The organism is Burkholderia sp. JPY481 (assembly GCF_038900515.1).
Classification (GTDB): domain Bacteria; phylum Pseudomonadota; class Gammaproteobacteria; order Burkholderiales; family Burkholderiaceae; genus Paraburkholderia; species Paraburkholderia youngii.
Genome location: NZ_JAYMRT010000011.1, coordinates 198,747 through 211,895 on the forward strand (window position 1 = coordinate 198,747; position 13,149 = coordinate 211,895).

Annotated in this window: 13 protein-coding genes; 6 read left to right on the plus strand and 7 right to left on the minus strand. The window is 64.5% G+C overall.

Annotated features, from left to right (window positions below; translation table 11 throughout):
• Nucleotides 1–6 precede the first annotated feature (6 nt).
• Complete coding sequence (locus tag VSR82_RS25125) at nucleotides 7–999, plus strand: bifunctional helix-turn-helix transcriptional regulator/GNAT family N-acetyltransferase (protein ID WP_368582385.1); 993 nt, start codon at nucleotides 7–9, stop codon at nucleotides 997–999.
• A 30-nt stretch (nucleotides 1,000–1,029) separates the two neighbouring features.
• On the opposite strand, the gene VSR82_RS25130 is transcribed toward VSR82_RS25125, so the two are convergent.
• From VSR82_RS25130 to VSR82_RS25145, 4 genes are all read right to left on the minus strand, one after another.
• Nucleotides 1,030–1,665 (minus strand): PqiC family protein, encoded by a 636-nt coding sequence (locus VSR82_RS25130; RefSeq protein WP_429455774.1) that lies wholly within the window; start codon nucleotides 1,663–1,665, stop codon nucleotides 1,030–1,032.
• A complete protein-coding gene (locus VSR82_RS25135; protein ID WP_429455773.1) occupies nucleotides 1,662–2,957 on the minus strand; it encodes an MlaD family protein in 1,296 nt (431 codons plus the stop codon). The genes VSR82_RS25130 and VSR82_RS25135 overlap by 4 nt, the downstream gene beginning before the upstream one ends.
• Nucleotides 2,954–4,159: a paraquat-inducible protein A gene (locus VSR82_RS25140; RefSeq protein WP_429455772.1), complete on the minus strand. Its 1,206-nt coding sequence runs from the start codon at nucleotides 4,157–4,159 to the stop codon at nucleotides 2,954–2,956. Before VSR82_RS25140 ends, VSR82_RS25135 begins: the two co-directional genes overlap by 4 nt.
• Before the next feature lie 175 nt (nucleotides 4,160–4,334).
• The gene (locus VSR82_RS25145) at nucleotides 4,335–5,456 is read right to left on the minus strand and encodes an L-dopachrome tautomerase-related protein (RefSeq protein ID WP_498858141.1); all 1,122 of its coding nucleotides are present in this window, start codon (nucleotides 5,454–5,456) and stop codon (nucleotides 4,335–4,337) included.
• A 520-nt stretch (nucleotides 5,457–5,976) separates the two neighbouring features.
• On the opposite strand from VSR82_RS25145, the gene VSR82_RS25150 reads away from it, so the two are divergent.
• Complete coding sequence (locus tag VSR82_RS25150) at nucleotides 5,977–6,759, plus strand: hypothetical protein (RefSeq protein WP_429455770.1); 783 nt, start codon at nucleotides 5,977–5,979, stop codon at nucleotides 6,757–6,759.
• A 90-nt stretch (nucleotides 6,760–6,849) separates the two neighbouring features.
• On the opposite strand, the gene VSR82_RS25155 is transcribed toward VSR82_RS25150, so the two are convergent.
• Complete coding sequence (locus tag VSR82_RS25155) at nucleotides 6,850–7,236, minus strand: BON domain-containing protein (RefSeq protein ID WP_429455769.1); 387 nt, start codon at nucleotides 7,234–7,236, stop codon at nucleotides 6,850–6,852.
• A gap of 289 nt (nucleotides 7,237–7,525) precedes the next feature.
• On the opposite strand from VSR82_RS25155, the gene ppnP reads away from it, so the two are divergent.
• Nucleotides 7,526–7,846, plus strand: a complete 321-nt coding sequence (gene ppnP, locus VSR82_RS25160) for a pyrimidine/purine nucleoside phosphorylase (protein ID WP_008917257.1) — start codon at nucleotides 7,526–7,528, stop codon at nucleotides 7,844–7,846.
• Nucleotides 7,847–7,899: 53 nt separating this feature from the next.
• Here the strand turns inward: ppnP and VSR82_RS25165 are convergent, their stop codons facing one another.
• Entirely contained in the window at nucleotides 7,900–8,382 is a 483-nt protein-coding gene (locus VSR82_RS25165) for a CPBP family glutamic-type intramembrane protease (RefSeq protein ID WP_429455768.1), read from the minus strand.
• A 29-nt stretch (nucleotides 8,383–8,411) separates the two neighbouring features.
• Nucleotides 8,412–9,059: a DsbA family oxidoreductase gene (locus VSR82_RS25170; protein WP_410849432.1), complete on the minus strand. Its 648-nt coding sequence runs from the start codon at nucleotides 9,057–9,059 to the stop codon at nucleotides 8,412–8,414.
• A 210-nt stretch (nucleotides 9,060–9,269) separates the two neighbouring features.
• Here VSR82_RS25170 and VSR82_RS25175 point away from each other — a divergent pair, with 210 nt between their 5' ends.
• The 3 genes from VSR82_RS25175 to VSR82_RS25185 all read left to right on the plus strand — a co-directional run bounded on the left by VSR82_RS25175 (nucleotide 9,270) and on the right by VSR82_RS25185 (nucleotide 13,093).
• Nucleotides 9,270–9,998, plus strand: a complete 729-nt coding sequence (locus VSR82_RS25175) for a 2OG-Fe(II) oxygenase (RefSeq protein WP_429455767.1) — start codon at nucleotides 9,270–9,272, stop codon at nucleotides 9,996–9,998.
• A gap of 104 nt (nucleotides 9,999–10,102) precedes the next feature.
• Nucleotides 10,103–11,005 (plus strand): LysR family transcriptional regulator, encoded by a 903-nt coding sequence (locus VSR82_RS25180; protein ID WP_368582394.1) that lies wholly within the window; start codon nucleotides 10,103–10,105, stop codon nucleotides 11,003–11,005.
• A 132-nt stretch (nucleotides 11,006–11,137) separates the two neighbouring features.
• A complete protein-coding gene (locus VSR82_RS25185; protein ID WP_498858142.1) occupies nucleotides 11,138–13,093 on the plus strand; it encodes an aconitase family protein in 1,956 nt (651 codons plus the stop codon).
• The last annotated feature ends 56 nt before the right edge of the window (nucleotides 13,094–13,149 follow it).

Consider the following 13,149-nt stretch of genomic DNA (forward strand, 5'->3'; position numbering starts at 1 on the left):
GTCATCATGGATCTGATCGAAGCCCCCGCCAAGCCTCGCGATACGACGATTCTCGAACTGCGGGAGTTTTCCCGCCGCCTGGTTCGCGAGCTTGGTTTCATGCGCACGACGCTCGCCGATAGCGATCTGGCGCCCTCGGCTGTGCATGCGGTGATCGAGATCGGCATGTCGCCGGGCATCAGCGCCAAGGATCTGGCGACCATCCTGCGGCTCGACAAATCGAACACGAGCCGGCAGATCGCAAAGCTCGAAGCGAGCGGACTGGTCGAGCGTACGGTCTGCGCCGACGATGCCCGTTCTTCCGAGTTGTACCTGACGGCCGAAGGTCAGAAGCTGCGCAAGAAGATCGACCGGTTCGCGACCGATCGCGTGTCCGGCGCGCTGCGGCGCATGGTTCCCGCCGACCAGCAGGCGCTGGTCCGTTCTCTCGCGCTTTATGCGGACGCTCTTGCGCATGGTGAGGTCAGCAAGCTTCCTGCAACGGAAGCGGGGTCCGCAGGCATCGTGGAAGGCTACCAACCCGGCTGCATTGGCGATATCGCGAGTCTGCACGGGCGCTATTACGCGCAGCACTGGGGTTTCGGCGCCTTCTTCGAGAAGAAGGTCGCGACGGAACTGGCGGAGTTCGCGGGCGCATTGCCGGCCGAAGGGAAAGGGCTTTGGCTTTACGTCGAAAACGGCCGCACGCTCGCGTCTGTCGTGATCGATGGGGATAACGACACCGGTGTCGCGCATTTGCGCTGGTTCATCGTCGACGATTCGTTGCGCGGCTCCGGGATCGGACGGCAATTGCTGGCGCATGCGATGCGTTTCGTCGACGAGCGCTTTGACGAAACCTATCTATGGACTTTCCAGGGGCTCGACGCGGCGCGTCATCTGTACGAGTCATTCGGTTTTCGGCTGAGCGAAGAATCGGAAGGGGAGCAATGGGGAACACGCGTCGTCGAGCAGCGTTTCGACCGGCCTTCCGCAAAGAAGGGCGGTAGCGGCATCGCGTGATCGGCGCAGCGGCGAGCTCGAACCCTTCGGTCAATGCGCGACGACCGATGCCGCGATCCGGTCGGCCAGGTCGGCGAGAATGCGGCTCAACGCGGCCGCCTGCGCGAACGCATCGTGTCCGTCCATCGCGGAGTCGAGCGTCACCTGCTGCCGCAGTGGCACCTGATCCGAATGCCCGTTCAACAGGGTCCATTCCGCCTGCAAGGTCAGCGTGCCGCTCGCGTTGGCCGCCGCGTTCAGCACGGTGACGACCAGCCTGCGCGTGCCGGGTGGCGCGGGCGCGTCCGGCACGACGAACGACCCGGCGGGCAGCCGCGTGAGCAAGTCCTGGGCAAGCGTTTTGCGCATCATCTGAGCGAGCGGTGCGCCCCACCGGTCGCTGTCGTCGATCGTCAGGCGGTTTTGCGAAGCCAGCGTGACGACTTCCAGCCGATCGAGCACCGCCGGAATATGCACGGCGGTCAGCTGAATCGGTTGCATCGGCGCCGTGGCTGGCGGCGCGTCGGCGGGCATCGGGTTCAACGTCACATAGCGCGTCGGTATGCTGTGCCCGCATCCGGTGAGCGTCATCGCCGCGACGCAGACGACAAACGCCGCCGTCCAAACGCGCGTCGTGAGCGATGCCTCGCCGGCGCGTCCGATGCGAAGCGTGGACCTCGTCATCATTGAGTCTCCTGCTGCCTGCCATGGATCAGCGCCTCGGGATGGCGGTCCAGATAGTCGGCCAGTGCCCGAATCGAGCGCGCGGTGTCGGTCAGCTCCTGCATCGCGGCAGGCAGATCACTCTGGCTCGACGCATCGCCGCCTAACGTACGGTTCGCCGCGGCAACGGTGCGATCGGCCGCGCTCGCCGTGTCGCGCAGTTGCGCGACGAGCGGACCGATTTGCGGCGACACCTGCTGCAACGTGTGATCGATCTGCGCGACGGAGTGGTCGATGTGCGTCAGGCTGTCCTTGATTTGCGGCGAGGAACTGAGCGCGTTGATATGCGCGGCGATACTGCGCACCTGTTCGCCGGTTTGCCGGATCGGAAGATCGTCGATTTTCTGGATCACCTCGTTGGCCTTGGCCATCGTCGTGTCGAGATTCGCGGCGGCGACACTCGGAATGACGGGCAGGTCGCCCTCGCTGGCGAGCGTCGCGACCGGCGCGCCTTGCACGAAGTCGAGGGTGATCTTGTCCGCGCCGACGACCGGCGGATCTTGCGACAAGCGCGCGCGCAAGCCCGTGGCGACGAGGCGGGCGAGCATGCCGTCGACGAGCGGGCGCCAGTCGCCGTTGGCCGGCGGCGGCGCGCCGACGATGCCGAGCTGCGACGGGTTCAGCGCGATCTGCACCGGGGTGCTTAGCGCGCCCGTGCGTGCGTCGTAGTTCAGCCGCACGCTGGTGACAGTGCCCACATCGAAACCGCGCAATTGCACATCTGCACCGCTTTTCAGGTCGCCGACCGCACCGTCGAAGCGCACCAGATAAGTGACGACCGGGCCGTGCCCCGGTGCGAGCGCGGGGCGGCGATCGACTCCGTCGAAACGCGAAGCCGGTTTGCCGGGTCCGGGCTCCATCACGATCTCGGGGCCGGACAACATGCCTTTGAGCGACGCTGGGTCGTTGAGGTCCACGTGGGCTCCGCGCAGAAAAAACTTCGTCTCGCTGCGCAGATACTTTTTCTCGGCGCGATCTATCTTGAGCTCGGCTTGCACGTGCTGGCCATCGGGCGCGAGCGTGATCTCCGAGACCGCGCCGACCTTCACGCCGCGCAGCGTGACGATCGTATCGTCGGGCTTCATGCCGTACGCGTTGTCGAAGATGACCGTGACCGTCTCGCCCTGATGCGTCAGCGCGCGAACGCCGAGCCATCCGGCCATCGCGAAGGCGGCGATCGGCACCGCCCAGATCCAGCCGGGCCATGGGCTGCGCCGCACCTGAGCTTGCGAACGACGGGGACGCGTGCCGCTCATCGCTTGCTCCGCGGGTGGACGTCCCACATCAGGCGCGGGTCGAATGCGCGCGAAGCGGCCATCGTCAGGAACACGACCAGCGCGAACGCGGTGGCGCCGATCGCGGGTCTGGCCGACGCGATGCCGTCGAACTGGATCAGCGGCACGAACGCGGCGATCGTGAAGACGTCGACGAACGACCATCGTCCGAGTTCGTCGATCAGGCGATACAGATGCGCCTTGACCCGCAGATGCCGACGCGAACGGCGCCGCACGGAGACGATGAACCAGCCCATGCCGACGATCTTCGCCACCGGAATGACGATGCTCGTGCAGATGATCAGGATGCCGAGCGGCCACAGGCCCACGTGGAACAGCTCGTAGACGCCGTCGATGACCCTGGTTGACTGGATCTGTCCGAGTTGCATCGAACTGGTCATCGGAAAGACGTTGGCCGGGATCGTCAGTACGAGCGCGGCGAGCGACAGCGCAGCCGCGCGCACGACGGCGTCGGTCTTGCGAGCGCGCAATCTTAGCCCGCAGCGAGGGCATGGACGGCCCTCCTGCGACATCGGCACGACCAGATCGCAAACCGTGCAGGACAGCGGCGCTTCGTGTTCAGGCAGCTCGTTGTCCGTGGCGATCGCGCGCCACACGGTTCTGCGGTCGAGCGATGCGCGCGTGAGCATCGACAGCAGCGCCGCGGCGATGAAACAGTAGCCGCCCGGGGCGATCGTGCCGGTCAGATTCTGCGTCACGCGCGCGTAGCCGACGAAGCAGCCGACCAGATAGACGTCCGGCATGGCCCAGATATCGAGCGAGGTGGTCCAGCGAAACAGCGCGCCGATTGCGCTGGTACGCCAGCCGAGCCGTAGCGCGACGAGAACTGCCACGAGGCCGCCAAAGCGGACGAAGGGCAGCACGATGCCGAAGGTGCCGAGCAGTACCGCGAGAATGAACCAGCCGTCGTTCCACATCTGCACGATGCCCGACGACAGCACTGACGAGTGCTCGACGCCGAGCATGTGCACGTACATCAGCGGCGCGAGATTGGCCGGAAACAGCAGCACGAAGGTTGCGCTCGCGCAGGCGAGCGCCGCGGCCTGGCTTCGGCCGTTACGCCGCTCGAGCGGAAAGTGGCAGGCGCGGCAACGCGCGTAGGTATCTGCGGCGAGCGGCGGGATGTCTTCGAGCGCGCCGCATTCGGGGCAGCCGATCGTCATGCGACGTTCTCCATCGGCTGTCCGTGTTCAGGCGGGCAGTGCGTTGCGTATGAGGTTTCGCCGATCATCCCTCGACCCCCGGCGCCAGTTGGCGCGTGAATGCACGGCAGGCGCGCTGGCACGCGCCAGCTCCATTTCCTCCACTAGCATTGCGCGTGCCCGGTTTGGCGTCCGGCTACGCTGAGGGAGCGGCGTCGGCGATGATCAGCAATCTCGAAGGCAGCGCGTCCGGATGGCCCGGCTTGAACCAGTTCATCTCGGGAATGCGCGAATCGGTCAGGTAGATCGTGCCGTCCGGCCCTTCGGCGAACGTATCCGGCCAGCGCAGGCCGCGCTCGTGCAGCAGCGTCGTCAAGCTCGTGCCGTCCCATACCTTCACCGCGTGTTCTTCCACCGCGGTGATCAGCAGGCGTCCCGCGCGGTCGATATGCAGCCCGTCGGCGGGGTGATGTTCGAGCACTTTCTCGACGAGGTTGCCGACTTCGTCGGCCGAGAGCGCGGTATCACGAAGCGCTTCGGTGGGCACGCGATAAAGCGTTTTGCCCTTCAAGGCCTGCCAGTACAGATACAGTCCATCGCGAGTCAGCGCGATGCCGTCGGCCGAGAATTCGACGCCGCGTCCATCGGGACGCCGCAATGGTGCGCCGCCTGCATGCACGGTGACGCTCGGGTCCATCTGCGTCGTTGGATGCCCGTCGAGCACGCGGCGCGCTTGACCGGTGCCGAGATCGACCACCACGATCGCGCCGCGTGTTCCCGAGTCCGTGATATAGGCGAACCGGCCGTCGGGACTGATGCGCAGGTCATTCAGATAACTGCCCTGCGGCGCGATCTCGAGCGTGAACGCAATGCAGCCGACGACGCTATCGGTCGCAAGATCGATGCGGACCAGTTTGGGGGCGCCCGGCACGACGAAGGACTGGGCCGGCGCGCCCGGGTCGAGTACCCACAGGTTGTTTTGCGAATCGCACAGCATGGCCTGCACGCAGACCCAGCGATCCTGCGGGTTCAACTCGTCACGCCTGGCGTTGCGCCAGCCGTTCCAGCGATCGTCGGGGTAAGGACGAACGTCGCCATCAGGCGTGAGTACGCCGACGGAGATCGGCGCGTCTTCTGTCCAGCGCGGGAAGTTGACGAAAATGCGTCCGTCCGCGGCGACGGCTACGCCGGTCACCTGATGCGCGAACGATGCGATCTCGCGCAGATGCAGCCGCGAGCCGTCTTCACCGGCGCTCGATGCAGGCGCGGCGGTCAGCGGAACCCGATCCGCGGCGGGTGGCGTGACGGAGTCTTTCATGGGCTGCCTCCGGGGCAGAGTGGAAATGTCCGTACTCAGCAAAGCGAATGCCGCGTGCAACGATAAAGTAGATCGTAATCCGCGAATCTTTCGGAAGGTATTCAACTTGAATTTGCTGATCGTCCTTTATGCATATTGTTTGAATTTCGCGCGAGCAGAGAACGGCATGTCGCGCAATAGGGAAAGCCGAGTTGTCGCACAGTGTCCGATGCGGGCCGGCGCGCTAAGAGGCCGTGTAGGTGCCACGTCATTCATGGCAAAAAGAATTGCTTCGCTGCGGCGTGCGGAGTCGCCGTAGCAGGCGGTCCATTTCGGCAACTTTGACTCTCAGGGTTTCTCCTGCCTCGCATTGCGACCCGCCGTGTCAGTCGTGCGCTACACCGCTCATTTGCAAAGAAAAAAAATGCCGGCGTCAAAGGAATGTGCTAGAAAATAACAATTGCACGCGCAGAGAAATAGCCACGCCTGCAAGTAAAAAATTCGGCTTTCAATACACTCTTAATCGGCCGCGAGGTGGATCATGAGAACAAGTGCGCTTTGGGGGCTCGGGGTGACGACGGTCGCTTCGGTGCTAACGCTGCTGTGTTATCCAGCGTGGGCCGACGGACCCGAAGCGGCGTATGCGTCCGGCGACGAAGTGCCGGCCGGCTCGCTTAGTCCGAACGAGTACAAGGTCAATGCGGACGGCATGAAAGAAGATCCGAACGCGAAGATGTCGGACGTGGCCCGCGCATACCGCAACGGCTATATCAATCGCGGCAAGCAGGATCAGGCCGATTACCAGGCAATGATCGACTCGCACAATCACGGTCAGCGGCAACCCGCGAAGACCGACGTCGCGCGGGTCGACGTGCCGCCGCTGCCGCCGGGCGTCCCCGAAGGCGACAACTCGAAGTACACGAGCATTCCGCCGCAGCCTCAAAAGCCGCAGCCGGTGCAGTACGCGCAGCGTCAGATGCCGCAAGCGCCGCCGCCGCAACAGCAATATCAGCAGATGTACCAGCAGCCGCAATACGCGCCGCCGCCAATGCAATACCAGCAGGCGCCGGCCTACGCGCAGATGCAACCGGTCTACGACAACCAGCCGGTGTACGTGCGTCAGGACTATCCGCAGCCACCCGTGCAGTACGTGCCGGTTTATCCGCAAGCGCAATACGAAGAAATGCCGCAGGTCGTGGAAACGGTGATTCAACCGGTCGCGCCTGTCGCTTATCAGGTTTATCATCCGCCGGTCTATTGGGCGCAGCCGCGCGTTTATGCGTATCGCGCGCCGCCGGTGTATGGCTACCGTATGTGGCGTTGAGGGATTGCGGCGAACTCTCGCGCATCGATTGAAAGTACTCATCCCGGCGCATTCGTGCCGGGCTGAGTACTTTCTTTTATTCGCTTTGCGCTAATGGCCGCTCGCTCCTCTCGTGCGCACGTTCAGATGGTTAGTCACCTGCCGGACTCCGCGCACCGATCTCGCGACACTGCCCGCGCGTTGCACCTGGGCGCGCTGCGGCACCCAACCGGTCAGCGTGACGACACCACGGCGCGCCTGCACGTGAATCGCCGTTGAATGCAGGTTCGGTGTGCGTGCGAGGGCGCGCCGCACGTCGCGCGCGAGCTCGCTATCGGGTCTGTTGCGAGCCGGCGACGCCGCGATGGACTGGCTTTGCGCGGAAGCATCGTTCGGCATGCCGCCACTAGTCTGTGCATTCGCACAGGTCGCAGTGCCGAGCGCAATCGTTACCGCGGCAATTGCGCCCACTATGCTGTTCACGCTGACTTTACTCACATGCCCTCCTGTACCGGGAATTGGCCGTAGATGGGTTCCGGCTAATGCGGTCGTGGTGATGACCGTGCAGTACTCGAGATTCGCCAGCGATATCGCATGGACGTCCCCGGCTCTGTGTCGATATGCTTGAGGCAGACTTTACCGTATTGGCGCCGTCAATAGCCTGTATGATGGCGGGCTCGCGCCCGGACCGGAACGCCGCGCGGGCGGCTTGCGCGGATCGCGCGCCGTCTGCCGCGCCCATCGGGCCGCAACGCATCCATTCACGATGACCCAGAGGAAGACCGCCATGACGGCTGCAACGCAATTCGACCAGGTTTCTGTTGTCAAACGAGCCAATGTGTACTTCGACGGCAAGTGCGTGTCGCACACCGTGCTGTTCGCCGACGGCACGCGCAAGACGCTCGGCGTGATCCTGCCCGGCACGCTGAACTTCGGCACCGACGCGCCGGAGCTGATGGAAGTGCAGGCGGGCAAATGCCGTATCCGTCTCGACGGCAGCGACGAGTGGAAGACCTATGGCGCGGGCGAATCGTTTTCGGTGCCGGGCAAGAGCCGCTTCGATATCGATGTGGTCGAAACGCTCGACTACGTTTGCAGCTATCTGTAAGCGGTTTTAAGTTGAGTGCGATGGCTTGGCCAATGGGCCTGAGCCATCCTTGCTCAAATGTGTTGAAGCGACAACACGCAAGCATTCGCGAGCGCATGCGTGAGCCAGGTGCTCAGAACGGGTCGTCCCTTACGCTTCGCTTCGACGATGAATACCGCCGCCAGTACCACCGCGCCCAACAGAATCGACACGACCGCACGATCGACGTAACCGTGCATCAGCGTGAACAACGCAATCGACCCCACCGCGGCAACCCGCCACGACAAACGAAAAACGCCGTTAATGAGCCGTATGGGCAGCCATTGTCCGACGATCGTCTCAAGCAACGGCATCAGGATCACGATAAAGAACAGCTGGACCGGGATCGGCTTATCGGCGAGCGGGATTTTATGCGGCGCCGGCGGTCCCCACAGCGCGTATTGAGCGAATACCAGCGCGATCTGCCCGAAAAACATGATTGCGGCGCCGCCGATTATCAGCCCCCATCGGGGCACCTCGTTCCAGCTTCTTTTTGTTAAAACCGTCAGCGCGAGCAATGTGGGCTCCGTTCGCAATTGGCAGGATCTCAGGCCGTCTCTTTTGCCAGAATCTCCTCGATCACCTGCACGAATTGCTCGACCGGCTGGCCGCCCGTCACCAGATAGCGGCGGTTGAAAATGATCGATGGCACCGATTGAATGCCCATTTCCTGATTGTTCTTTTCCGCTTCGCGAACTTCGCTGGCATACGCGTCGCTCGTCAGCACTTCGCGCGCTTCACTGGCGTCCAGTCCGACCGACTGTGCCGCCTCGACCAGCACGTCATGATTGCTCGGATTCTTGCCGTCGGCGTGATACGCGCGCAATAGCGCGAGCTTCAGCGGCAACTGTTGGCCCTTCAGGCCGGCCCAATGGAGCAGGCGGTGCGCGTCGAACGTGTTGTAGGTGCGGGTGCGCGGACCGAAATCGAAGCCGACGCTCGCGCCGCGTTCGCGGATCATCGCTTGCGTTTCGGCGATCTGCGCGGCCGTGCGGCCGTATTTCTTGCCGAGATACTCGACGATGTCTTCGCCGTCCGGTCCCATCTGCGGATTCAGTTCGAACGGATGCACGACGATGCGCGCATCGATCTTGTCCTGCAGCCGCGCGAGCGCGAGCTGCAGCGACGACAGGCCGATCGCGCACCACGGGCAGGCGATGTCGGAAACAAAATCGATGGTGAGCTGCTGTTTCATGGTTGTCCCTGGCGAAATGAAGTGCGACGCGACCGGCAAATGCGGCCGCAACGATACCGACAGCGTAGCGTGAATCGTCCGCCCGTGCAGTGCTGCCGAATTTGACCGCAAGACCCGGAGTGTTTTCCCGCCGCCACGCTCGTACACTAAGCTCATCGACTGTCTATTTTCATGGCGCGGGCAATGAGCCCGGCCGCCCACTCATCGACGATGAACGCAATCGCTCCTACCCAAACCATCGACCAACGCGTCGACGCCCTCGACTGGCCGCGCATCGAACACGATCTGGATCAATACGGCTGCGCCGCCGTGCCGCAACTGTTGACGCCGCGCGAATGCGACGCGCTGAGCGCGCTCTATCCACGCGATGCGCTGTATCGCAGCCGCATCGTAATGGCGCGCCACGGCTTCGGCCGCGGCGAATACAAGTACTTCGCGTATCCGCTGCCGCCGCTCGTCGACGGCTTGCGCGGCGCGCTGTATCCGCACCTCGTGCCGGTCGCGAACCGCTGGAACAGGGCGATGGGCATCGACGTGCGCTATCCGTCGAAGCACGCGGAATTCATTCGGCGCTGCCATGACGCCGGCCAGGTGCGGCCGACGCCACTGATCCTTCAATACGGCGAAGGCGATTACAACTGCCTGCATCAGGATCTGTACGGCGAACACGTATTCCCGCTGCAGGTCGCGGTGCTGCTGTCGGAACCGGGGCGCGACTTCACCGGCGGCGAGTTCGTGATGACCGAACAGCGTCCGCGCATGCAATCGCGCGCCGAAGTCGTGCCGCTCGCGAAGGGCGACGCGGTCGTGTTCACCGTGAACAGCCGGCCGGTGCAGGGCACGCGTGGACCGTATCGCGTGAATCTGCGGCATGGCGTGAGCCGTCTGCGTTCGGGGCATCGGCATACGGTCGGCATCATCTTTCATGATGCGTTGTGAGGTCCGCGGTCGGTACCATGGCGCAACCCTGCGTGCCGTGAGACGATAACGGCCACGATTCCAGCGATCCGCCGCCATTGTCGTCAGACCCGCCGCCTCGTCCCATGGAAAACCTGCTCAAGAAACTCGATCTCACTTCGCTGCGTCTGTTCGTCGCCGTTTGCCAGGAGCGCAATATCGCGCGCGCGGCGGAGCGCGAGTTCATCGCGTCGTCGGCGGTGAGCCGGCGCATCGCCGAGATCGAGGCGATGATCGGCCTGCCGGTGATTCAGCGGCAGTCGCGCGGCATTACCGTGACGCCGGTCGGCGAGACCGTGCTGCGCTACGCGCTCGCGATCATCGGCAATATCGAGCAGATGAGCGCGGAGTTGTCGCGCTTTTCGACGGGCGTCAAAGGGCGCGTGCGGGTGGTCGCGAATCTGTCGTCGATCGTGCAGTTTCTGCCTGAAGACGTGGCCGCGTTCGGCCGCGCGTTCCCGGATGTATCGATCGAGCTTGAAGAAGAAAACAGCGCGGACGTGCTGCGTATCGTCGACGAACACGGCGCGGACTTCGGCATCTGCAATCCGGTCGCGGGAAGCGAGGCGTTCGAGCAGGTGCCGTACCGGCAGGACCGGCTCGCGGTGCTGGTGCCGGGCGGGCATCGGCTCGCCAGCGCGGCACGGGTGAGCTTCGACGATCTGTTGCACGACAGCTTCGTCGGCCTGCGCAGCGAAAGCGCGCTCACGCGTCTGCTCGCGCAGCAGGCGGCGAGCGCGGGCCGGCAACTCGACGTGCGGATGCGCGTGAGCAGTCTCGATGCACTGTGCCGGATGGTGCATGCGGGGCTGGGCATCGCGATCGTGCCCGAGCCAGTCGGCCTGCTCTACGTGAACACGCTCGACGTGCGGCTGCTGCCGCTTGCCGATGCGTGGGCGGAGCGCCATCTGATCATCATCTTCAAGGCGCGCGAGCAGTTGAGCGCGAGCGCGGCCGCGCTGGTGTCGTTCCTCGGCAATCAGCCTTAGACAGTCCGTCACACGCACGCCGCGACGCGGCTCCGAAATCGAGCATTCGCGAAACGAGACGGCAGAGTTGCCGCACCGGCACTTCGGCATCGGCCTTGCGCGCCGTATAGTGGGCGCAAGGAGAACGCAGTGATGAGCGATACGATTCGTTCGGACGGCCGCGTGCTGTACCTGTCGCAAGACCCGGCCGTGGTCGAGGCGCAACTGGCCGGCGAAAACTTCACGCGCGAGACGGCGGGGCTGTTGCGCGACAACGTGTCGACCGACGAGATCACGCCGGTCACCGTGATGCTCACCTACGACGAGCGCCTCGGCCAGTATCCGTACGTCGGCTTCAAGGCGGGCGAATGTCTGCCGATCGGCCGCAATGCGGTGAAGGACGGCGGCTTTCGCGTGACCGTGGCGGGCAAGCGCTACGGCAAGGGCTCATCGCGAGAATCGAGCCCGCTCGCGGAATTGTCGGCGGGCATCCGGCTGATCGTTGCAGAGAGCTTCGAGCGCATCTATCAGCAGAACTGCGACAACATCGGCATTCTGACCACGACGGATTTTTCCGTGCTCGATCGCCTGCTAGCGGGCGAAGCGGTGCCGATCGACGAGTTCCTGAAAGGCCGCGACGCGCTCACCCAGCAGATCATCCGCAGCGGCGGCTTGCTCGCGTATAGCAAGTTCGCGGACTGGCCCGCGCCGCGAGAGCGCACGAGCGTTGCCCCGAACGACGCGCCGGGCGCCGAGCCGAAAACGCTGGTCGAGAAAATCATCGACCGTCATCTGCATCCCGGCACCGCGAGCGCGCAGCGCGGCGACGGCGTGTTCATCGCCGCCGACTGGCGCTTCGGCCACGACTATTTCACCGGCATGTGCGCGCATCTGATGCATCGCGCGTTCGGCAAGCCTGCGCCGCTGCATGCGCCCGATCACATCATCGCTTTCCAGGACCATCTGGTGCTCGCGCCCCAAAGCATCCCGCACGTGCGCGACGGTCTGCTGCTGGGCGTCGCGAATCTGATGGAAGGCCATACATCGTTTTCGCGCGACTACCCGGTGCGCTCGCACGGCGCGCTCGATGGCGTGCCCGGCTCCGAGGGCATCTGTCATGCGTTGATGGCCGAGCAATACGCGCTGCCGGGGCAGGTTGCGTGCGGCACCGATTCGCATACGCCGCATTCGGGCGCGCTCGGCTGCCTCGCGTTCGGTGCGGGCGCGACCGAAATCGCCAATAGCTGGGTCACGGGCTACGTGCGCTGCAAGGTGCCGGAGACGCTGCGCATCGAGATCGACGGCCGGTTGCGCGATGGCGTGACCGCGAAAGACGTCGTGCTGCATCTGTTGCGGATGGAAGCGATCCGCTCGGGCGGCGCGATCGGCCTCGTGTTCGAATACGGCGGCGCGGCGGTCCGCGCGATGTCGATCGACGAACGCGCGACGCTGACCAACATGGTCGCGGAGCTCGGCGGTTTCACCGGCATCGTCGAGCCGGACGAGCGTACGGTCGCGTTCCTGAAGGAGCGGCGCGGCGTCGATTTCGTGCTGGAAGGCTGGATGAAAAGCGATGCGGGCGCGACCTATCGCGACACGATTCATATCGATGCGAACGCGATCGAACCGATGCTCGCGCGGCCGGGCGATCCCGGCAACGGCGTGGCGGCGCCGCGGCTCGAACAGGACGTCGCGATCGATATCGCGTACGGCGGTTCGTGCACCGCGGGCAAGCGCGAGGACTTCGATTTCTATCATGAGGTGCTGCGCTGGGGCGTCGAGCACGGCTTGCGCGTGCCCGAGCGCACGCGTCTGTATCTGCAATTCGGCACGATGGCGGTGCGCGCGTATTGCGAGGAGCAGGGCTATCTGCCGGTGTTCGAGCGCGCGGGCGTGACGCTCGTGATGCCTGGCTGCGGCTCGTGTGCGAACTGCGGACCGGGACAATCGGCCAACCCGGACGAGGTGACGATCAGCGCGATCAACCGCAATTTCCCTGGCCGTTCGGGGCCGGGCGACGTGTGGCTCGCGAGCCCGTACACGGTCGCGGCGAGCGCGCTGGCCGGGAAAATCACCACGTTCGAACAATTGCAGCGCGCGCACGGCTAGAATGCTGGCCGAACTCCGGCCGGGGCAACGTGGCGCGTGCGACGCGCGACCAAACG

Bases quoted from the DNA above. Each gene is read 5' to 3' on its own strand.
- VSR82_RS25150 (WP_429455770.1), top strand. From the start codon at position 5,977: ATGAGAACAAGTGCGCTTTGGGGGCTCGGGGTGACGACGGTCGCTTCG.
- VSR82_RS25185 (WP_498858142.1), top strand. From the start codon at position 11,138: ATGAGCGATACGATTCGTTCGGACGGCCGCGTGCTGTACCTGTCGCAA.
- ppnP (WP_008917257.1), top strand. From the start codon at position 7,526: ATGACGGCTGCAACGCAATTCGACCAGGTTTCTGTTGTCAAACGAGCC.
- VSR82_RS25170 (WP_410849432.1), bottom strand. From the start codon at position 9,059: ATGAAACAGCAGCTCACCATCGATTTTGTTTCCGACATCGCCTGCCCG.
- VSR82_RS25145 (WP_498858141.1), bottom strand. From the start codon at position 5,456: ATGAAAGACTCCGTCACGCCACCCGCCGCGGATCGGGTTCCGCTGACC.
- VSR82_RS25135 (WP_429455773.1), bottom strand. From the start codon at position 2,957: ATGAGCGGCACGCGTCCCCGTCGTTCGCAAGCTCAGGTGCGGCGCAGC.
- VSR82_RS25180 (WP_368582394.1), top strand. From the start codon at position 10,103: ATGGAAAACCTGCTCAAGAAACTCGATCTCACTTCGCTGCGTCTGTTC.
- VSR82_RS25175 (WP_429455767.1), top strand. From the start codon at position 9,270: ATGAACGCAATCGCTCCTACCCAAACCATCGACCAACGCGTCGACGCC.
- VSR82_RS25130 (WP_429455774.1), bottom strand. From the start codon at position 1,665: ATGATGACGAGGTCCACGCTTCGCATCGGACGCGCCGGCGAGGCATCG.
- VSR82_RS25125 (WP_368582385.1), top strand. From the start codon at position 7: ATGGATCTGATCGAAGCCCCCGCCAAGCCTCGCGATACGACGATTCTC.
- VSR82_RS25140 (WP_429455772.1), bottom strand. From the start codon at position 4,159: ATGACGATCGGCTGCCCCGAATGCGGCGCGCTCGAAGACATCCCGCCG.